The organism is Roseibium aggregatum, from assembly GCF_017309185.1.
GTDB lineage: Bacteria > Pseudomonadota > Alphaproteobacteria > Rhizobiales > Stappiaceae > Roseibium > Roseibium aggregatum_B.
On the sequence record NZ_JAEKJZ010000003.1, the window covers coordinates 15,394 to 35,629 of the forward strand.

Below are 20,236 nucleotides of genomic sequence, written 5' to 3' on the forward strand. Positions count from 1 at the left end.
TTGACGCTCCGCTTATTTCAGACCCAGAACCTGGGTCGCCAGGATGCTGCGCTGGATTTCGTTGCTGCCGCCGTAAATCGACAGCTTGCGCCAGTTCAGGAACTGATACATGGCGTTCTCGAACGGTTCCTGAACGCCAACGCTGTCGCGAGTCGGCAAGGCCGCCGGGCCGGCGATATCCAGCATCAACTCGGTGAGCGCCTGCTGGATTTCGGTTCCCCTTATTTTCAGAAGAGAGGTCTCCGCCCCGATCTTCACACCGGCTTCGACGGCGGCGAGCAGGCGCAGGGTAGTTGCCTCGATGGCCATGACGTCAATTTCCAAGGTGTCGAGCGCGTTGGCGATCTCGGGGTCGTCCGCGCGGCCCGTGGACTGTGCGGCTTCGCGCACTCTTTGAAGAAGATGTTTGGACCGGCCGATACCGCCGATGCCGAAGCGTTCATGTTCGAGCAGCGCCTTGGCGTAGGTCCAGCCCTTGTTGATTTCGCCAACCACGAGATCGTCGGGGACGAAAACCTGATCGAGGAAGATCTCGTTCACCTCCTCCGTTCCGTCCATCAGGCGGATCGGCCGGCGGGAGACGCCGGGCAGGGACATGTCGATCAGCATCATGGAGATGCCTTCCTGCTTCTTGACCTCCGGATCGGTTCGCACCAGGCAGAATATCCAGTTGGCGTATTGGGCGTAGGTCGTCCAGGTTTTCGATCCGGAAACCAGCCAGCCGCCTTCCGTGCGCTCCGCCTTTGTCTTCAGGGAGGCGAGATCGGAGCCGGCGCCCGGCTCCGAAAATCCCTGACACCACCAGTCCTCGCCGGACAGGATGCGCGGCAGAAACCGTTGCTGCTGCTCAGGCGAGCCGAACTGGATCAGGATCGGGCCGATCATCTTGAGCCCGAAGCCGGGCAGCGGCGGCGTGTGCAGGCGGAACAACTCTTCGTCGGCGACGATGCGTTCGCGCGCGGTCCACCCCGGTCCGCCATGCTCCTTCGGCCAGGCCGGGGCGACCCAGCCCTTGGCGTGGAGGCTTTCCTGCCATCGCGCGAAGTCATCGCGCGTCATCGGGGCGCCGCGGGACACCTTGGCGCGGGTTTCTGGGTGGAGTTCGGCGGAAACGAAATCCCGGATCTCCTGCCGGAAGGCCTGATCCTCGGCGCTGTTCAAGAGGTCGGTCATTCGGCGTTCTCCGGCTTGATGATCAAGGCATCCACTGCGATGCAGCCCTCGCCTTCAGGCAGAACCAGCAGCGGATTGATGTCGATGCTCTCGATGCTGTCCGCATGGGCGGCCGCGAAGGCCGACAGGCGCAGTACGGCGTCTTCGAGCGCGGCCCGGTCCGCCGGTTCCGCTCCGCGATAGCCTTCCAGGAGAAGGCTCAAGCGGGTTTCGCCGATCATCTCGGTGACGTCCGCCCGGCTGAGCGGTGCTCTCCTCAAGGCCACGTCATTCATGAGTTCGGTCATGACCCCCCCGACGCCCAGAAGGATCATGGGCCCGAAATCGGGGTCGTTCTGCATGCCGAGGATCGCCTCGACACCGCCCTTGACCATCTTCTGAACGAGGCAGGCCGCGGGCGCGTCGCCGAGCTTGTACCCGTCGATCTTCGCGCTCAAATCGGCGAAGGCCGCGCGCACCGCGTCCGCGTCGGTCAGATTCAGTTTCACGAGGCCGGCTTCGGTCTTGTGCTCCATGCCGTCGGCCAGACCTTTCATGACGACCGGGTAGCCGATGTCCTGCGCGGCCTCGAGGGCTTCTTCCTCTGTCCGCACAAGCGTTTCGCCGACCATGGGAAGGCCGTAGGTTTTCAGGGCTTCCTTGGCCGCGTGTTCGGAAAGGCTGCGCCCGGAAGCGGCCAGCAACCTTTCGATCGTTTCGTCCGCGCCACCCTCGATATCCATCAGCTTCCCGTCGAGGGGCGCTTGCGCCGCCGATTTTCTCTTGTGGTAGCCGACGAAGCGCTTCAGCGCCTTCAGCATCTGCTGACTGCCGCGATAGATCGGCAGGGATTTGTCGGCTGCCAGGAAATCCCAGCCCGGCTCGACGATCTTGCCGCCGTCGTAGACGATCACGATCGGCTTGTCCGCGGTCCTGGCGAGTTCCAGGACCGGCCCGATCAGGCGGCCGCGCCAGGCCTCGCGCACCTGGTGGATGAAGACCACCACGATGTCGGTGTTCTCGTCCGCGAGAACCGCCTCGATGCTTGCGCCCCAACGCTCGGGGTGATTGTTGACGTTGCCGGAGAGGTCAAGCGGATTGACCGGCGGGGTGAAGTCGAGCAGAGGTTTAAGCTTCTCGACGGTCTCCTCGGTGAAGTCGGCCATCGGCAATCCGAGAGCCTCCGACTGGTCGGCCATGACGCCGCTCCAGCCGCCGGAAAAGGTGACCACGGAAATGCGTTCGCCGCGCGGTTCGGGGCACTTCTCGAACAGGGCGGCAACATCCGCGAGTTCCAGCGGGTCATCGACGGAGACGACATTGTTCTGGCGGAACACGGCCTCATAGGTCCGGAAAGCGCCCGCCATCTTGCCGGTGTGGGCAAGCGCGGTGCGCGCCGCCCTCTGGCTTCGGCCCAGCTTCAGGACGATCAAGGGCTTTTCGGTTTCCCGGGCCTGCTTGGCAAGCTCCAGGAAGCGGCCCGGGCTGCGCAGGCCTTCGAGGGCCATGCAAACCGACTTGATCTCGGGATCTTCAAGCGCCCATCCGGCGTAATCGGACGCCTCGACGTTCAACTCGTTGCCGGTCGAAACGAGATAGCGCATGTGGACGCCGTGATCGTGTGCCCGGGACAGCATGACCATCAGCAGCTGTCCGCTCTGGGAGATCAGCGCCGTGTGACCGGCCGACATGTCTTCGGGAAAGGTCGCGGCGGTCAGACCCATGAAACCGCTGTCCAGATTGGCGAGCCCGAGGCAGTTCGGGCCGCAGATCGCGATCCGGTTGTGGTTGGCGATCTCGCGCAGGGTCTCTTCCAGCTTTTTGCCTTCCTCACCGGTTTCGGAAAACCCGGAGGCGAGGATGACGGCGCCGCGCACGCCTTTCCGGCCGCATTCCTCCAGAATGTCCGGCAGCGCACGCTGGGGCACGAACATCAGAGCGGCATCCACCTCTTCGGGGATGGCGGTGACCGACGGGTAGCAGGGCATCCCGTTCAGCTCTTCATATTTCGGGTTCACCGGAAATATCTTGCCGCTGTAACCGAGGCGCCGCAAAACCGGTATAGCACCGCCGCTCCAGCCCTGTGCATTCGCGCTCGCGCCGATGACGGCAACGCTGCGCGGCGCCATCAGGCCTGTCAGGCGGTCGAAAAGACCGCTTTTATCGTTCATGTCGTCGAAAGGGCGCGCCGCTCCTCCGGCAGCGCGCTGGATACTCTCGGCCATTCAAATCTCCTCCCGGCCTGTCGTTGGAGACTTTATCGGCCAGCGGCGTTGGCGGGTCAAGTTTTTTAAAATATATGTCTGCATAGCGAAATTAATGTGATCTTCCTGAAAAGGGGGCGAAAGCGTTCCCTATCGGTGAAAGGCTCTGCGCATCCGGTTCTGGATGACCTGCGTGGCATTCAGGAGCGCTGCCGCATATTCCCCCTTGAGGCGCTCGGCCGTGAGAGCGGACGTCAGCCCTGAAACCGACAGGAGAAGCGGGTCCCCGTCGTCGACGATTCGGATGGGGGCTGCGATCGCGCTCAATTCCGGCCACCAGCCGCCGAACGAGGTGGCGAAGCCCCGCCGTTCGAAGTCTGCCATGTCGGCATATACGTCGGCTTCCTGAGCGGCGAAAAGGCCCGGATCCTCCTGCTTGATTTGCACGAGCAGGTCTTCACGCTCTTCTGATGAGAGGCTGGCGAGATAGGCGCGTCCGATCGCGGTCTGCAGCATGGGGATCAGGGCACCGGCGTCCAGGTTCAGGACGATGGCTTCCGGGCGTCTTCGGAGTTCAAGATAGCGGATATGCAGGCCGCTCGGCACGCCGAGCGCGACCGAGAACGGCCCCAGTTCAGCCAGGGTTTCCATCACGGGGCAGGCAATGTCCCGGATTTCCCCCGCAACGAAGGCGGCGCGCCCCAGTTCCATGACCCGGGGTGTCAGGCTGTAGCGACCGGTATCCGGATGAAAGGCGAGGTAGTTGAGGCGGCGCAGCGTGTGGGTGAATCGCGAAACGGTCGGTCTCGGCAGGCCTGTGCGTTCCGACAGGTCCTGGTTGCTGAGTGCGCGGTCGTCCGGCCTGTAGGCGGACATGACCCTGAGGCCGCGCTCGAGTGACGCGATGAATTGGCGGTCTGTCTTGCCGGTCTTGTCGCCTTCGCTCATTCCACACTCTCCTCTGCGTGCCGCGCTTCTTGATAGGAAACATCCGGCAGCCGCACAAGCCGGCGGGCTGTTGGCTCTGCGGAGGGTTCGGTTGCAAGCCTCTCTTCCGAATGCTAACTTCTATTGGAATATAATTTCGCATTGCGGACAGGGCGAGAGTTTTCTCGCGAAAGACTGCACTTTATCCGCAGTCCTGCGGGGATGCGAACGAAAGGGAGGAAATATGGCCAGCTTACCCAAAGCCGGGCCCGACAAGGCTTTTCAGGAACATGTCTCCGACGGCCGTCTCTGGCTTCAGTATTGCGACGACTGTGGCGAGGCGGTGTTCATGCCGCGTGTCCTGTGTCCTCATTGTTCGTCTTTGTCGCTGGACTGGCGGCCGGTCTCGGGAAACGGCACGGTGCATACACTGACCGTGCTTCATCAGCGGTCCAAGCCGGGTCAGCCGGAAAGACAAAATCACGCCATCGTTCTGGTCGATCTCGATGAAGGCCCAAGGATGATGAGCCGCTTGCCCGAGGTTGCTCCGGAGGACATCCGTATCGGCATGCGCGTCAAAGCCCGCATTGAAGGAAAAGACGGCGAGCGTGCGGTCGTCTTCGATCCGCAGGAGAGCGACCAATGAGCACTCCGAACGGATCCGGCCTGCGCGGCAGCGCGGCAATTGTCGGTGTCGGCACAGCCGGGCTCGGCGAAGCCCCGGGGTTCAACGCCATGGACATTCAGGCGCTCGCGGTTCGCGAGGCGCTGGACGACGCGGGGCTGCAACTGTCCGATGTGGACGGCGTCTTCTGCGCCAACATGAGCCATACGTTCCCGGTGATCTCCACAATCGAATATCTCGGTATCCAGCCGCGCTGGATCGACGGCACCAACACCGGAGGTTCCAGCTTCGTGGCCTATGCGATGGCCGCCAGCCTGGCCCTTCAGGCGGGGCTGTGCGACGTGGCTCTGATCTGTTACGGGGCCACACTGCGATCCGGTGCGGGCCGGATGGTTCCGGCCAACGAGCAACCGACCTACGAGGTGCCGCACAAGCCGCGCTATCCGATGACGGCCTATGCGATGTCGGCGGCCAGACACATGTCGCAGTTCGGGACGACGCGGGAGCAACTCGCGGAGGTCGCGGTCTCGGCGCGGCTCTGGGCACAGAAAAATCCTGAAGCCTTCGAGCTTGGACCTCTGTCCATCGAGGATGTTCTCGGTTCGCGCATGGTCATGGAACCGCTGACCGTCCGGGACTGCTGCCTTCTCACCGACGGCGCGGGCGCCGTGGTGATGACGCGCGCAGACCAAGCGCGCGACCTGAAGGAGAAGCCGGCCTATTTCCTGGGTGGCGGTACCGCTTCCTATAACCGCGCCGTTTCCGAGATGCCGGACCTCACCAGCACCGCCGCCAGGGACTCCGGGGCACGGGCATTCGCCATGGCCGGAATGAAGCCGTCGGACATGACCATCCTGCAGCTCTACGATGCCTTCACCATCAACGTGATCCTGTTCCTGGAAGATCTCGGTTTCTGCGGGAAAGGCGAAGGCGGGGCCTTTGTTTCCGGCGGCCGCATTGCGCCGGGTGGGGACTTGCCGGTCAATACCAATGGCGGCGGCCTCTCCTTCTGCCACCCCGGCATGTACGGCGTCTTCACCCTGATCGAAGCCACCCGCCAATTGCGTGGCGCGGCCGGAGAGCGTCAGGCCGGCGAGGTCGAGACCGTGCTTTGCCACGGCAACGGCATCACGCTGTCGCATCAGGCGACCGCCATTTTCGGCACGGACGCCACGCTTTGAGCGCAGGAAGACAGGTTATCATGGAAAAACTCATCGATACGGAAATCCGTGGTCCGCTCGGCATCATCCGCATGCAGCGTCCACCCGTGAATGCTCTCGGATACGCTCTGCGCGGGGCCATTTCGGACGCGCACCGTGCCTTCGAGGCCGATCCGGCGATCAAGGCCACGGTATTGACTGGCGACGGCAAGTTCTTTTCCGCCGGGGCCGACATCACGGAATTCGACACCGGCCGAAAGAAGCCTTACCTGACCGACCTGATCGCGCAGCTCGAAGAGGGTTCGAAGCCGGTGGTGGTCATCATCAACGGCATCGCCTACGGCGGTGGCTTCGAATTGTCGCTGGGCTGCGACTATATCTACCTGCTGCCGGGAGCGAAGCTCGCCTTTCCGGAAATCAACCTGGGCAACATTCCAGGCGCCGGCGGCACACAGAAGCTGCCGCGCCTGATCGGCGGACCGAAGGCCCTGGATATCATTTTAACCGGAAAGCCCATCGGCGCGGAAAAGGCCCTTGAACTCGGGATCGCCGAGGCCATCGTCGCCGACGAAGACGACGCGCTTGGCGTGATAACGGCCGCCGTGAACGCGGGACTGCCGCGCCGCCCGATCCGGGATCTGACGGTTCCCGGTTCAGCCGACGAACTGGAGGCCGCGGCCGAGCCGTACCTTCGCAAGTCTCGAGGCGCATTGGCGGTGCGAAAGGGTGTCGAGGCCGTGGGTATGGCCTATTCGGTTCCGATCGACGAGGCCCTTCAATGGGAGCGCGACACCTTCCAGGAACTCAACGTTTCCTCGGAAGCCCGCGCGCAACGGCACATCTTCTTTGCCGAACGGTCCGCAAGAAAGATCGAGGATGTGCCCGCGGACACCCCCCTGCGGCAGATGGACAGCGCCGGCATTGTCGGCGCCGGCACAATGGGCACGGGCATCGCCATGTGTTTCGCCAATGCCGGCATTCCGGTCTGCGTCATCGAGCAGGAGCAGGAACGCCTGGACCAGGGGCTTGCCAGGATACGGCAGACGTATGAAAGCATGCGCGACAAGGGGCGCCTTTCAACCGAAGCGGCGGAGGAGCGGATCGCTCTCGTCACCGGCTCCGTGGATCTGGCCGCGCTGGCGGATGCCGATATCGTTGTCGAGGCGGTGTTCGAGGCGATGGACGTCAAGCACGACGTCTTCTCCAGGTTGGATGCGGTCTGCAAGGCGGGTGCGATCCTGGCCACGAACACGTCGACCCTGGATATCAACAAGATCGCCGAGGCGACCGACCGGCCCCAGGACGTGATCGGGATGCACTTCTTCTCGCCGGCCCATATCATGAAGCTCCTGGAGGTGGTGCGCGCCGACAAAACCGAGAAGGATGCGATCGCGACGACGATGGCGCTCGGTCAGAGGATCGGCAAGATCCCGGTCCTGGTCGGGGTCTGCGACGGTTTCGCAGGCAACCGCATGTTCATCAATTTCAATCGCGAAGCCCAGATCCTGATCGAGGAGGGAGCCCTTCCCTGGCAGGTCGACAAGGTGTTCACGGATTGGGGCCTCGCCATGGGGCCGCTGTCGGTGATGGACCTTGCCGGTCTCGACGTCGGCTACCGGATCCGTCAGGCGAGGGGACCCCAGACGCCCTATCCGTTCACCACCGCGGATCGTCTGGCGGAGGCCGGGAAATACGGGCAGAAAACCGGTAGCGGCTGGTATCTCTATCCCGAGGGCGCCCGCCGGGGCGTTCCCGATCCGGACGTGGAAAAGCTGATCGAGGAGGTCTCGCGCGAGAAGGGGATCACCCGCCGCGCCGTGTCCGATGAGGAGATCCTGCACAGATGCCTGTGGCAGATGGTCAATACGGGCTACCAGATCGTCGAAGAGGGGATTGCGCAGCGGACCAGCGATCTGGATGTAATCTTCGTCAACGGCTACGGCTGGCCGCGGATGCGCGGTGGTCCCATGTTTTACGCGCAGGAGACCGGGCTTGCCCGCGTGGCCGCTGACATCGCCCGTTATCACGAGGAGATCGGTCCGCACTGGAAGCCATCGGCACTGCTTCTGGAGAAAGCCAAGGCCGCAGGCGCATGACGGTTTAGGGACCCCAAGGGCTCAAAACGAAAAACGGCCGCTCCTTCGAGCGGCCGAACTTGCTGACAAACCCTCAGGCCGTCATTCCGTACAAGTGCAGCGGAGCTGCGCGCAGATCCGGAGACCAGACATATTCCGCGCCGAAGGCGCTCAATACTCTAACTTTAACAGATAGATACGAGACTAGGTGCTCGCTGCCGCTCGCGCTGTTTGCTGGATTCCGGCTCACGCGATGCCGCTTAGCGGCACGCTGACCGGAATGACGGTAAGTGGGTTGTCGGCAGACTCAACGGCCGCTCCTTCGAGCGGCCGTTCTTCTTGGGAGACTGTGGTCCTGCGTCAGGCGAAGCCGAACAGGCGCGGGAAGAACATGGTGATGAAGGGTACGTAGGTAATCAGCAGCAGCACCAGGAGTTCCGCCGCGATGAAGGGCAGGATCGCCATGCTCAATCGTGCCAGCTTTACTTTAGAGACCCCGCAAGCCGCAAACAGCACCAGGCCGAAGGGAGGTGTCGCCAGACCGATGGTCAGGTTCACGCAGGTGATCAGCCCGAAATGGATCGGGTCGACACCGTACTGATAGGCGATCGGCGCGATCAGGGGACCGAGAACGATGATGGCAAAACCCATGTCCAGGAACATGCCCAGGATCAGGAACAGGACGTTGACCATGAGCAGGAAGACATACTTGTTCTCGGTCAGCTGAACGAAGGCGAGCGTGACGTGCTCGACCAGATTGTAGTAGCTCACCAGCCAGCTGAAGGACTTGGCGCAGGCAAGCAGGAACATGATCATGGCCGTCGCGGTGACCGTGTGCTTGAGAATGTGGACGATGTCGTTCCAGCTCAGCGTCCGGTAAAAGAGAATCCCGACCGCCAGACCGTACATCACTGCGACGGCCGAGGCCTGGGTCGGGCTGAAGAAGCCGCCCAGAATGCCGCCCATGATGATGGCGGGAAGGAGCAGCGCCGGGATACCGCGCAAAATGGCAAGGAACAGATTTGCGAAGCCCACGAAGGGGGCGCGCTCGCCGATCCCCTTTCTGACAGCCACGATATAGGCGGTCGCCATCAGGAACAGCGCAACCAGGATTCCCGGGATCAGGCCGCCCAGAAACAGACCCGCAATCGAGACATTCATCACCGAGGCGTAGAGCAGCATGGGGATCGACGGCGGAATGATCGGGCCGATGATCGAGCTGGAGGCCGTGACCGCCGCGCTGTATTCCTCATCGTAGCCGTTTTCCTTCATCGCCGGGATCATGATGCCGCCCACCGCCACGGTGTCCGAAACGGCCGAACCGGTGATGCCCGCGAAAAACATGCTGGCGATGATGTTGGTATGGGCGAGGCCGCCGCGGATCCATCCGACCAGCGCGCCGGACAGGGTCATCAGCCGGTCGGTGATCTTGGCCCGGTTCATGATCTCGCCGGCCATGATGAAAAACGGGATGGCCAGCAGCAGCAGGTTCTCCGTGCTGGTGAACATGCGCTGCGGGATTTGCAGAAAGAGCAAAGGATTGCCCATGTCGATGAAGACGAAAATCGTCATCAGGACGAGACAGAGTGCAATCGGCACTCCGAGCAGCAGCATCGGGACGAAACTGCCGACAAGAATACCAATCATATCTCCGCCTCCTCAATCTTCAGTTTTTCTTGGTCGGGAGCACCTGGCAGGGCCGACCCGATGGCGTTGAGTCCAAGGATCAGGCCACCCGCAGGGATCGCCAGGTAATAGTAGTAGAGGTTGATATCGAGATAGAGGGAGGTCTGCGACCGGCCGACGAACAGAGCCATCTTGTAACCGAAGTAGACCATGACCCAGACCACGATCAGCGTGAGCGCCGCGAACACGACGCGCAGGAGCGTCATGACTTTCGGCGACATGTAGTCGTGGAGAATATCGACACCGATGTGACCACCCCGGCGGCCGATCGCCCCGGCGCCGAGAAAGACCACCCAGGCAAACAGCAGATTGCTGACTTCCTCCACCCAGACGAGGGAGCTGCCGGTGATCTGTTCGGTCGTGATTCCGGCGGCGTTGATGAGAAACAGCAAGGCAACCAGGATCATCGCCACGAAGAGCGTGCCCCGTTCGAGGTAATCCAGAAAGAGCTGATAGAGCTCCACGACCCGTTTCATGTAGAGCGATCCAAGTAGACGTGTGACGTTCCAGGCATGCGCCGGCCGGAGCGGTTTTCGCCGCCTTGAGCCCGATGCGGCCCCCTGTTCGTCAATCTGACAGAAAACAAAACGGGCGGCCATGATCGGCCGCCCTGAAATCGGCTTGAATCAGGACCCTTCGCGGGCAGCTTCGGCCGCTGCAAGGATCTTGTCGACCCAGGCCTGGCCGTTTTCACCGATCTTGCGAACGATGGTGTCGATATACGGTTGCTGGCCCAGAGCGCGGAACTGCTCGATTTCTTCCGTGGTCGGATAATAGAATACGGCGCCTTCCTTCTCCATGGCTTCCTGAACCACGAGTGAGCTCAGGTAGGAATGCGCATTTCCGACGCGGGTGTACAGTTCGGCCGCCTGCAGAACGATGTTCTGGTGTTCGAGCGACAGGGACTGGAAGAACCCCTCGTTCATCATCAACGGGTGGAGGTTGTAGCTGTGGCGGGTCACCGTCACATGCGGGTTCACCTCGTAGAGTTTCTTCGAGTACATCGAATAAAGCTCGGTGTCGTGCCCTTCTGCCATGCCCGACTGCAGGGCGGTGTAGAGTTCGCTCCAGGTAATCGTGACCGTTTTGCTGCCCCAGGCGCGGAACATTGCGAGGAGCCCCGGATTTTCCGGAACGCGCATGGTCATGCCTTCCAGGTCTTTCGGGCTGTGAACCGGTTTTTCGGCGTAAATATTGCGGAAGCCCGCTCCGTCAGCCCAGCCGAGGACGCGCAGGCCGGTGTTCTTCAGGAACAGATCGGCCAGCTCCTGGCCGACGGGGCCTTCCATCACCTTCCATGCGGTCAGGTTGCTGTCGAAAACGTAGGGAATCTGGGTGATCGCGATCTCCGGTGCGAACGGCACCATGATCGACGTGTAGGCACCGGCTACCTGAATGACGCCAAGCTGCGCCTGTTCGACAATGGCGCGGCCGTTGCCGAGCTGGCCGTTCGGATAGACCTCCACGACCATCTCGCCATGGGACTGGCTTTCAATATAGTGTTTGAATGCGTTGACACCGGCAGTGCGGCCCGCGCCCGGCAACATCGTGTCGGCTTCCGAGGAATGACCGACCTTGATCACGATCGGTTCCGCAACCGCGGCTCCCGTCATGGACATTGCGGCCAGGGCCAAGCCCAGAATACCCGCCTTGAGTTTCTGCATCTGATGAAACCTCCCTAATCATCATTTCGAAATCAGGCTTACGACTCCTCTTGTCGTGCCTTTTTTATTTTTTGAAACTCTATTTCAAAAATTTTTTTGTGTCGACAGCTTTCTTGAAAAGGAGCTTCTTTTGCAGCCCGAATGACAGCGGCTGAAATGCGTCTGACGACCTTTTCGCGGCTTGGGAACGAACCTGTCCTCAAGTCCTGTTGCGGTGATCGAGAGGCTGAACCACGGTCTTCCGTTCAGGCGGCGCCACTTGAAACAAGCTGCAATTCATCAAGCTGGGGCGACGGCTTTTCTCTGGCCGAGGCAAGGCGGAAGACCGCGATAATAGGAAAACGCGCAACCTGGTAACCGGACCGGTCGCGTCGAGTTGCCGCTATCCGGCCGGTTTCATCGACCCCAGGATTTGTTTTGGTATTGCCGAAGCGGAGGCTCGTATCAGCACGCCGGGTGAAGCTTGGGGGGCGCCGCTCGGATCGGCCCGTGAGCATCCAGGTGAGCGCTCAAGCTGGTTCTTCGGTTTCCTGCGGTCCGGTTTCAATCAGCTTGACGCCGGCTTCTTCGGCGATTTTCACGAATTTCGGGTGGGGACAGTGATCGGTCACGAAGGTGCCGACCTGTTCCAGGTGGCCAACGCGGACCGGCGCCGTGCGCTCGAACTTGGTGCTGTCGGCGGCGAGAATGACGTGCCGGGCGTTTTCCATGATCGTCTTGGTGACCTTGACCTCGCGGTAGTCGTAGTCCAGCAGGGATCCGTCCGGATCCACGGCGGAGGCGCCGATGACGGCGAAATCGACCTTGAACTGGCGTACGAAATCGACAGCGGCCTCGCCGACGATCCCGCCGTCGGAATGACGCAGGACACCGCCGGCGACAACCACCTCTATCTGGGAGTAACCGCGCATCAGGCTGGCGACATTCAGGTTGTTGGTGATCACCATCAGGCCGCGGTGTTGCAACAGGGCCTGGGCGACGGCTTCGGTGGTCGTGCCGATATTGATGAAAATCGACGCGTTGTCGGGAATGAGCGCCGCGACGCTCTCGCCGATATCGGCCTTTTCCTTGCTTGAAATGATCCGGCGGGCCTCGTAGCCGACATTTTCGATGCCGGAGGACAAGAGGGCGCCGCCGTGGGTTCTGGCGAGCAGGCGGCGCTCGCACAGTTCGTTCAGGTCCTTGCGGATGGTCTGCGGGCTGACGTCGAAGCGCCGCGCTAGGTCGTCGACACTGACACGTCCCATTTGGCGGGCAAGTTCGAGTATGGCGTTGTGGCGTTCGATCAGCATGGGCCGCTAACCTGCCGTTTTCAGGCTAAATGTGTGAGAGGTCTGTTGCGCCATCCGGATCAAGCGACGTTTTTCTTCTTTGCTTTGGTTGCCTTGGTCTTGCGGGCCGTGGGCGCGCTTTGCGGCGTACTCGCAGACGGATCCTTTGTGTCCGATTGCGGTTTGTCCCGGTTGGAAGACACGATTCGGCTGACCAGAGCTTCCGCCGCGGAGGCGATTTCGGACGATTTGGCGGAGACCGGATTCTGCGGGGCGGTGGCGCCGGCGGCGGAATTCGCCGGACCGGAAGCTTGAGCCTCGCGCTGCTGAGGAGCCGTGGAAGCCTCCGGGGGGGGGAGTTGCTCGGCCGGGGCGGCCGTTTGCTCGGGCAATGTGTCGCCGGACAGGCCGCCGGCGGCGATGGAGACCGTGTCCGCCCTGGCAACCCTGGAGGCAAGCGCCTTCAATTCCTGCCGCAGTTCCAGCAGGGCGGGAGAGCGGGCGAGATCTTCGCGAAGGCGGTCTATCTGCCCGGACATACGCGCCATCATACGGTTTTTGGCTTCCAGATCCGACTGGTGGCGGGCATTTTCCTCCGCCAGCATTTTCATCTGGTCGTCGAGGCTTTTCTGGAGGCCGGTTTCCGTGGCATTGGCGGAGTCCAAAAGCAGTGACAGGCGGGTGACTTCCGCCTGGGCGGCAATGAACCTGGACTCCGTGTCCACAAGCTGTCCTTCGAGTTCCGCAAGGCGGCCCTTGGCGGCTTCGTTGCGGCTTTCCTCGATCTGACCTGCAACGGTCGGTGAGAAACTGGCCAGCTTGGCTTTCAAGGTGGCGACTTCCGCCTCCAGGCTAGTGATCGTCGTCAGGGCAACGGTATCCGCGGTCGGCAGCCACGCGGAGGCGTCCTCGGGATTTTCCGCCGCAGCGGCAGGCGCCGCCTTCTCACCCGGTCCCTTGGTCCAGTTTTGCGCGAGCGCTTTTTCCGCCTCGGAAAGCTTCTGGCGCAGCGTCTTGACTTCTTCGGTCAGAAGATCGATCGCCTGGTCGTCTCCCGCGATCGCCGCGATCTTGGCTTCCAGTTCCGCGATCCTGGCCTTGTGGACCCGGTTCTGTTCCCGAAGCTCGCCCTTGAGGCGCGTGGCGTCGATGTGAAATCTGGAGGATTTGTCGCGCTCGTCTTCGAGACGCCTTTCCGCCCGGCGCAGATCCATGGCGTGCCGGGCGCGCTCCTGATCCTGTGCTGCGCGGACTTCTGCATAGCTCGAAGGATTGACGGCCCTCAGGGCTTCTTCCGTGAGCCGGGCGGCCCGTCGATAGAAGGCAGGCAGGATCGCCAGGCCGATCAGCCCGGCGGTGCAAAAGCCCAGTGCCATGTACATTGCTGCTTCTATCACGTCAGGCTCCCGGTGACCTTCCTAAGTGCCAATCTTTCCATCATTAGACGACCAGAAGGCTATCGCCAAGTCTTCGGAGAAAAACCCATGAGGTTCCTGCCACCTCCAGCCGCTCCATCCCGGAAAATGACTGCAACTTCTGGGTGTTAAAACGGGTTCCACGTCGGTTTCGGGGTGAACTTCAAATAGCCCATGTTGAGGCCGAGGCGGGCGCCGACACCGGCGCGGACCGGCACGAGAACGACTTCGTTTTTCAGGAGCACGGTCATGCCAACGCCGCCGACGAGATAGGCGGAGCCGTTGACGCCACCAAAGCGCTGATAGATCGTATTCACCGTCGGCAGCCCGTAGACCAGCGTCATGACACGGGCGCCATCGGCCCCGAAGTCCCAGCCAACGGAGGGGCCTTGCCAGAAAACCTTGTGGGTGCCGGCGTTGCGGGTATAGAGATGGCCTTCGCCATACCGCGCTCCGGCAACGAGCGCGCCGGAGCCTTCCTCGCCGAGAATATAGCCGTTGGGTTGGCCATAACTCGAAAAGGCCTTTTCGATCACGGACGCCAGTCCTCCGGAAACGGCGCCGAAGAACTTGTGGCCCGCGTTGAGGATTTCATCCTCCGTGTAGGTTTCTCCCGGGGGAATAGGTTCGTTCCCGGTCGACTGGGCTCTTGAAGGTGTGAACGCGGCAAACAAACACACGAAGAAAAACGCAGCCGCAAGCCTCGATGCCAATCGCAAGGTTCCTGTCGCCATTTCAGAAGAACTCCTCGTGTCGGGCCCCGTCCCAAGCAGTGTTGCCGTCCGGCCAGAGCAAAATGCTAGACTTCGCCAGAAGAATGGTGATTCGCGTGTCTCCATGCACCTTTCATAAGCCGAATCGATGAAAAACTGGCCCGAAAAAAAGACCTGGTTGTGTCTTTTCCTGGTATTGATCCTGGCTCCGGCGGTTTTTGCCGGAAATGGCGTGGCGCGTCCCCAGCTTTTTGTCCCGGACCCGATTTCTGGGTATGCGATCGGAGGGCACGATCCGGTCAGCTATTTTGTCGACGGGCGCCCGCGCAAGGGAAGCCGGCGATATGAATACACATGGGGCGGTGCGGAGTGGATCTTCGTCAACGAAGGCAATCTTGCCGCCTTCAAGCGCGATCCCCATGCCTATGCGCCGCTTTTTGCCGGCTGTGGCGGACATGCGCTGTCCGATGGCTTCGCAGCGGCCGGAAACCCCTTTATTTTCGCGATTGTGGGCGGCCGGCTGGTGTTTTTTCATTCGGTGGTGAACCGGTTCCTGTTCCTGGCCAATGTGACGCAGCTTTTGAAGGATGCCAGCGCGAACGCGAGAAAGACGGGTTGCTATCCCGACGAATGATCCCGGGCGTGCGTGCGGCCAGCCGAGATTAATTCCCGGTGCTGTTACGGCAGGAGGCGTGCAAAACCGGCTTCGGGGAAGCTCCAAATTCATCTGGATCATCCCAATTGCTGCCGGACGTCGCCTTGGCAGGGGCTGCCGGGATGTGTAACTCTTGCGCCAAATAACGCGAATCATCCCGCGCACAGACATTCAACATAGAGCCTCGCAACGCCATGTCCGCACTCAAAGAGCTTTCTTCTCTGGACCTCGCCGCCCTCGTGGCCAGCCGCGTCTGTCACGATATCATCAGCCCGGTTGGCGCGATCACAAACGGTCTGGAAGTCCTGGACGAAGAGGGCTCGGAGGATATGCGCGAGTTCGCGATGGATCTCATCCGGAAAAGCGCGCGCCAGGCATCCGCGAAACTGCAATTCGCCCGGCTTGCTTTCGGGGCCGCCGGATCGGCGGGAGCCGAGATCGACCTCGGAGACGCACAGGTCGTTGCCACGGGGTTCATGGAAAACGAAAAGTCCGACCTTAACTGGCAGGTCGACCGGCACCTGATGGCAAAAAATTATGTCAAGCTCCTGCTCAACCTCATCCTGATCGCCAACCAGTGCGTGCCGCGCGGTGGTGAAATCAAGGTAACGATGGAAGGCGAGCCGCAGTCTCCGGCTTTCACGCTGCATGCCAGCGGGCTCAATCCACGCATCCCCCTGGGAATGAAGGAAACCCTGGGCGGCGAGGAGCCCGAGCGGGTGGACGCGCATTCCGTCCAGCCGATTTACACTCTGTTGCTCGCCCGTGAATCGAATATGGTCTTAACATTAGATAAAGAAGACGAATTGGTAAAAATTACGGCGCTACCTAAAGTCTAAACCTGACAAACAAAAGTCATGGTTTGTTTCAGCGTATCTTAACTCTTTACGGTCAACCTAGCTCTCATGGACTTCCGGTCCAGACATCCTGAACAGGATGCGGAACCAAGTAACAAGTCGGGTGAGTGCAGGCTATGGACGACCTCCTCAGGGAATTTATCACTGAGACGAACGAGAGTCTCGACGTTGTCGACGTAGAGCTCGTGAAATTCGAGCAAGAACCGAACAACGCAACGATACTAGACAATATCTTTCGCCTGGTGCACACGATCAAAGGCACCTGCGGCTTCCTGGGCCTGCCCCGTCTTGAAGGTATCGCGCACGCCGCGGAAACCCTTATGGGCAAATTCCGCGACGGGGCTCCGGTAACGCAAGAAGCCGTTTCTCTCATTCTGACCTCCATCGACCAGATCAAGGATATTCTGGGCGAACTGGAAGCAGCCGAAGGCGAGGAGCCGCAAGGCGACGACAGCGAGCTGATCGGTCAGCTTGAGAACATGTCCGCCAAGGCCGATGCGGCAATGGCAGGCGGAGGCGCCGCGGAAGAAGAGGCCGAGGCCGCCGCCCCCGCCGAGGAAGCCGAGGCTCCGGCCGAAGCGGACGCCGCAGAAGGCGGCGAGCTGCCGGAACAGGCCCTGGAGCGTCCATTGCGCCCGGGCGAAGTTTCTCTCGATGAACTTGAGCGCGCTTTCCAGGAAACGGAAATCGAGGTTGAGGTCGCCGAACCGATCGTCGACGTAGAGGAGCATGTCGAGGAAGCCGAGGAACCGGCTCCGGCACCCGTTGCCGCCAAGGCGGAAGAAAAACCTGCGTCCAAGGCGCCTGAAAAGAAAAAAGCAGGCGAGGGCGGCGAGAAAAAAGCCGCCGGTGGCGGGGTTTCCAATCAGAGCATCCGCGTTGCCGTCGACACGCTCGAGCACCTCATGACCATGGTGTCCGAGCTCGTCCTGACCCGCAACCAGCTTCTGGAAATCGTCCGCCGTCATGAAGACAGCGAATTCAAGGTTCCGCTGCAGCGCCTGTCCAATGTGACCGCGGAGCTGCAGGAAGGCGTCATGGCGACGCGGATGCAGCCGATCGGCAACGCCTGGCAGAAGCTGCCGCGTATTGTGCGCGACCTCAGCCAGGAACTTGAGAAGCCGATCGAACTGGAAATGATCGGGGCGGACACCGAACTGGACCGTCAGGTTCTTGAGATGATCAAGGATCCGCTCACACACATGGTCCGCAATTCCGCCGACCACGGTCTCGAGCGTCCGGACGAACGCCGCGCCGCCGGCAAGAATGAAAAAGGCACCATTACACTGGCGGCCTATCATGAAGGCGGTCACATCATCATCGAAGTCCGCGACGATGGTAAGGGCATTGATGTCGACCGGGTCAAGGCGAAGATCCTGGAGCGTGGTCTGGCCACGGAGTCCGAAGTCGAGAAGATGTCGGATTCCCAGATCCACAAGTTCATCTTCGCTGCCGGCTTTTCCACGGCCGCCCAGGTCACCAGCGTTTCCGGACGCGGTGTCGGCATGGATGTTGTCAGAAACAACATCGAGCTTATCGGCGGCACGGTGGACCTGCGTTCGGTCACGGGCAAGGGCTCCAGCTTCATCATCAAGATCCCGCTGACGCTCGCCATCGTGTCGACGCTGATCGTCGAAGCCGGTGGAGACCGGTTCGCGATCCCGCAACTGTCGGTGGTCGAACTGGTCCGTGTGCAGACCAATTCCGAACACCGGATCGAGCGGATCAAGGACACGCCTGTGCTGCGCTTGCGCAACAAGCTGCTGCCGCTGGTTCACCTGTCTCAGTTGCTCGGCATCTATGAAGGCGAAGACGCGGACAACGCCATTGACGCGGACAACGGCTTCATCGTGGTGATGCAGGTGGGCAGCCAGACCTTCGGTGTGGTGGTCGACGGTGTCTTCCACACGGAAGAAATCGTGGTCAAGCCGATGTCGACCATGTTGCGCAACCTGGACATGTTCTCAGGCAACACCATTCTCGGCGACGGCTCGGTCATCATGATCATCGACCCGAACGGTATCGCAGGCGCCATGGCAAGCCATGCTTCCAGCTCGGTTGCCGAAGCCCAGGAAGAGGAACAGGAAGACCTGCAGCGCAAGTCGATCAATGGCCAGAACGCCATTTCGCTTCTGCTCTTCCGTGCCGGCGCACCCGAGCCGAAAGCGGTGCCGCTGTCCCTGGTCACCCGCCTCGAGGAGTTCGAGGTCTCCAAGATCGAGCGTTCCAACGGACGCGATCTGGTCCAGTACCGCGGTGCTCTGATGCCGCTGGTCTATGTCAACGACGGCGATTGCCACAAGGCGGATGGCACGCAGCCGATGCTGGTGTTCTCCGACGCTGGCCGGTCCATGGGCCTTGTGGTCGACGAAATCGTCGACATCGTCGAAGACCGGTTGGACATCGAGGTCGGGTCCGAGCGCCCGGGCATCCTCGGGTCCGCGGTGGTCAAGGAACGGGCAACGGAGATCATCGATCTCGGCTACTACCTGCCACAGGCCTTCGAAGACTGGTTCATGCGCAAGGAAATGGACATCGAGGCTCTGACGAAGAAAGTGCTCTTCGTCGACGACAGCTCCTTCTTCAGGAACATGCTGACGCCGGTTCTGAAGGCCGCGGGTTACGATGTGACCACCTGCGACAGCGCGCAGGACGCCTTCGATCTTTTGGAAAACGGGGCCAAGTTCCACGCGGTCGTGTCGGATATCGAAATGCCGCAGATCAACGGCTTCGAATTCTGCGAGTCGCTGCGCCGCGATCCCCGGTTCCGCAACATTCCGATCCTGGCGCTTTCGTCCCTTGTGACACCGGCGTCGATCGAGCGGGGCCGTCAGGCGGGCTTCGACGATTATGTCGCGAAATTCGACCGTCCCGGCTTGATTGCCGCGCTGAAAGACGTCTTCTCCGGTGAAATGGGAGCTGCAGCATGAGCGTGCTCGATCAAAAAATTACCACGGGTCGTGAAGCTGCCAGCGACATGATCCAGTATGTCACCGTGGTCATCGGCGGTCAGCTTTTCGGGTTGCCGATTTCCCAGGTCCATGACGTCTTCGTGCCCGAGAGCGTCACCCGCGTGCCGATGTCGGCGCGCGAGGTCGCCGGCGTGCTCAATCTGCGCGGCCGAATCGTCACGGCAATCGACATGCGCCGCCGGCTCCACCTGCCGCCGCTCGAGGAAGGACAGATGATGGCTGTCGGAATTGAGTACAAGCATGAAAGCTACGGTCTGGTGATCGACACCGTCGGTGAAGTGCTGACGCTGCCGTCGGCCTCCGCGGAACCCAACCCGACGAACCTCGACCGCCGCTGGGCCGAGATTTCCGGCGGCGTGCACCGCCTGGACGGGCAATTGATGGTGATCCTGGATGTCGACCGCCTGCTGGGCGCGATGTTCACCGAACCGATGGCTGCAGCGTAAGAGGCCAGAGACGGCCGTGAAGTGGAGAAACGCCTGATGAAACAGTGCCTCGTAGTCGATGACTCCAGCGTCATCCGTAAGGTGGCCCGCCGCATTCTTGAGGACATGAACTTTGAGATCAGCGAAGCCGAAGACGGTCAGCAGGCGCTCGATGAATGCAGAAAAACGATGCCGGACGCAATCCTCCTGGATTGGAACATGCCGGTCATGGACGGACTTGAGTTCCTGACCAGCCTACGGGCCGAGGAAGGCGGCGAGAAACCCGTCGTCGTCTTCTGCACCACGGAAAACGATGTCGCCCATATCGCGCGGGCGATCCGTGCAGGTGCCAACGAGTACATCATGAAACCGTTCGACCGCGAGATTGTCGAAGCCAAGTTTCAGGAAGTTGGTCTTATCTAGTCTCGAGTTGGA

Annotated in this window: 17 protein-coding genes; 8 read left to right on the plus strand and 9 right to left on the minus strand. The window is 61.2% G+C overall.

Features of this window, described 5'->3' with window-relative positions; all coding sequences use genetic code 11:
* Positions 1-12: 12 nt before the first annotated feature.
* From JF539_RS15305 to JF539_RS15315, 3 genes are all read right to left on the minus strand, one after another.
* Entirely contained in the window at positions 13-1,173 is a 1,161-nt protein-coding gene (locus JF539_RS15305) for an acyl-CoA dehydrogenase family protein (protein ID WP_207141574.1), read from the minus strand.
* On the minus strand, positions 1,170-3,377 hold the full coding sequence (locus tag JF539_RS15310; RefSeq protein WP_207141575.1) for an acetate--CoA ligase family protein: 2,208 nt from the start codon (positions 3,375-3,377) through the stop codon (positions 1,170-1,172). Before JF539_RS15310 ends, JF539_RS15305 begins: the two co-directional genes overlap by 4 nt.
* A 129-nt stretch (positions 3,378-3,506) precedes the next feature.
* Complete coding sequence (locus JF539_RS15315) at positions 3,507-4,304, minus strand: IclR family transcriptional regulator (protein WP_207141576.1); 798 nt, start codon at positions 4,302-4,304, stop codon at positions 3,507-3,509.
* Positions 4,305-4,527: 223 nt separating this feature from the next.
* Between JF539_RS15315 and JF539_RS15320 the strand changes: the two genes are divergently transcribed.
* From JF539_RS15320 to JF539_RS15330, 3 genes are read left to right on the plus strand one after another with little or no spacing between them, the layout of a single operon-like run.
* Positions 4,528-4,929 (plus strand): Zn-ribbon domain-containing OB-fold protein, encoded by a 402-nt coding sequence (locus JF539_RS15320; protein WP_207141577.1) that lies wholly within the window; start codon positions 4,528-4,530, stop codon positions 4,927-4,929.
* A complete protein-coding gene (locus tag JF539_RS15325; RefSeq protein ID WP_207141579.1) occupies positions 4,926-6,089 on the plus strand; it encodes an acetyl-CoA acetyltransferase in 1,164 nt (387 codons plus the stop codon). Before JF539_RS15320 ends, JF539_RS15325 begins: the two co-directional genes overlap by 4 nt.
* Before the next feature lie 20 nt (positions 6,090-6,109).
* On the plus strand, positions 6,110-8,164 hold the full coding sequence (locus JF539_RS15330; protein ID WP_207141581.1) for a 3-hydroxyacyl-CoA dehydrogenase NAD-binding domain-containing protein: 2,055 nt from the start codon (positions 6,110-6,112) through the stop codon (positions 8,162-8,164).
* A gap of 339 nt (positions 8,165-8,503) precedes the next feature.
* Here the strand turns inward: JF539_RS15330 and JF539_RS15335 are convergent, their stop codons facing one another.
* From JF539_RS15335 to JF539_RS15360, 6 genes are all read right to left on the minus strand, one after another.
* Complete coding sequence (locus JF539_RS15335) at positions 8,504-9,790, minus strand: TRAP transporter large permease (protein ID WP_207141582.1); 1,287 nt, start codon at positions 9,788-9,790, stop codon at positions 8,504-8,506.
* Positions 9,787-10,305 carry a TRAP transporter small permease gene (locus JF539_RS15340; protein ID WP_207141583.1) on the minus strand — a complete coding sequence of 173 codons (519 nt, stop codon included), beginning with the start codon at positions 10,303-10,305 and terminating at the stop codon, positions 9,787-9,789. The genes JF539_RS15335 and JF539_RS15340 overlap by 4 nt, the downstream gene beginning before the upstream one ends.
* Positions 10,306-10,455: 150 nt before the next feature.
* Positions 10,456-11,493, minus strand: a complete 1,038-nt coding sequence (locus tag JF539_RS15345; protein ID WP_207141584.1) for a TRAP transporter substrate-binding protein — start codon at positions 11,491-11,493, stop codon at positions 10,456-10,458.
* A gap of 509 nt (positions 11,494-12,002) precedes the next feature.
* Positions 12,003-12,785, minus strand: a complete 783-nt coding sequence (locus JF539_RS15350; protein WP_207141585.1) for a DeoR/GlpR family DNA-binding transcription regulator — start codon at positions 12,783-12,785, stop codon at positions 12,003-12,005.
* Positions 12,786-12,844: 59 nt separating this feature from the next.
* The gene (locus JF539_RS15355; protein ID WP_209017340.1) at positions 12,845-14,161 is read right to left on the minus strand and encodes a hypothetical protein; all 1,317 of its coding nucleotides are present in this window, start codon (positions 14,159-14,161) and stop codon (positions 12,845-12,847) included.
* A gap of 146 nt (positions 14,162-14,307) precedes the next feature.
* Positions 14,308-14,913: a DUF1134 domain-containing protein gene (locus tag JF539_RS15360; RefSeq protein ID WP_207141586.1), complete on the minus strand. Its 606-nt coding sequence runs from the start codon at positions 14,911-14,913 to the stop codon at positions 14,308-14,310.
* Positions 14,914-15,124: 211 nt separating this feature from the next.
* Between JF539_RS15360 and JF539_RS15365 the strand changes: the two genes are divergently transcribed.
* The 5 genes from JF539_RS15365 (at position 15,125) to JF539_RS15385 (ending at position 20,224) form a co-directional block, all read left to right on the plus strand.
* On the plus strand, positions 15,125-15,526 hold the full coding sequence (locus JF539_RS15365) for a YHS domain-containing (seleno)protein (RefSeq protein ID WP_207141587.1): 402 nt from the start codon (positions 15,125-15,127) through the stop codon (positions 15,524-15,526).
* 215 nt (positions 15,527-15,741) lie between these two features.
* Positions 15,742-16,386 (plus strand): histidine phosphotransferase ChpT, encoded by a 645-nt coding sequence (chpT, locus tag JF539_RS15370; protein WP_207141588.1) that lies wholly within the window; start codon positions 15,742-15,744, stop codon positions 16,384-16,386.
* 134 nt (positions 16,387-16,520) lie between these two features.
* On the plus strand, positions 16,521-19,334 hold the full coding sequence (locus JF539_RS15375; RefSeq protein ID WP_207141589.1) for a hybrid sensor histidine kinase/response regulator: 2,814 nt from the start codon (positions 16,521-16,523) through the stop codon (positions 19,332-19,334).
* Positions 19,331-19,822 (plus strand): chemotaxis protein CheW, encoded by a 492-nt coding sequence (locus JF539_RS15380; protein ID WP_207141590.1) that lies wholly within the window; start codon positions 19,331-19,333, stop codon positions 19,820-19,822. The genes JF539_RS15375 and JF539_RS15380 overlap by 4 nt, the downstream gene beginning before the upstream one ends.
* 36 nt (positions 19,823-19,858) lie before the next feature.
* The gene (locus JF539_RS15385; protein WP_207141591.1) at positions 19,859-20,224 is read left to right on the plus strand and encodes a response regulator; all 366 of its coding nucleotides are present in this window, start codon (positions 19,859-19,861) and stop codon (positions 20,222-20,224) included.
* Positions 20,225-20,236: the final 12 nt, after the last annotated feature.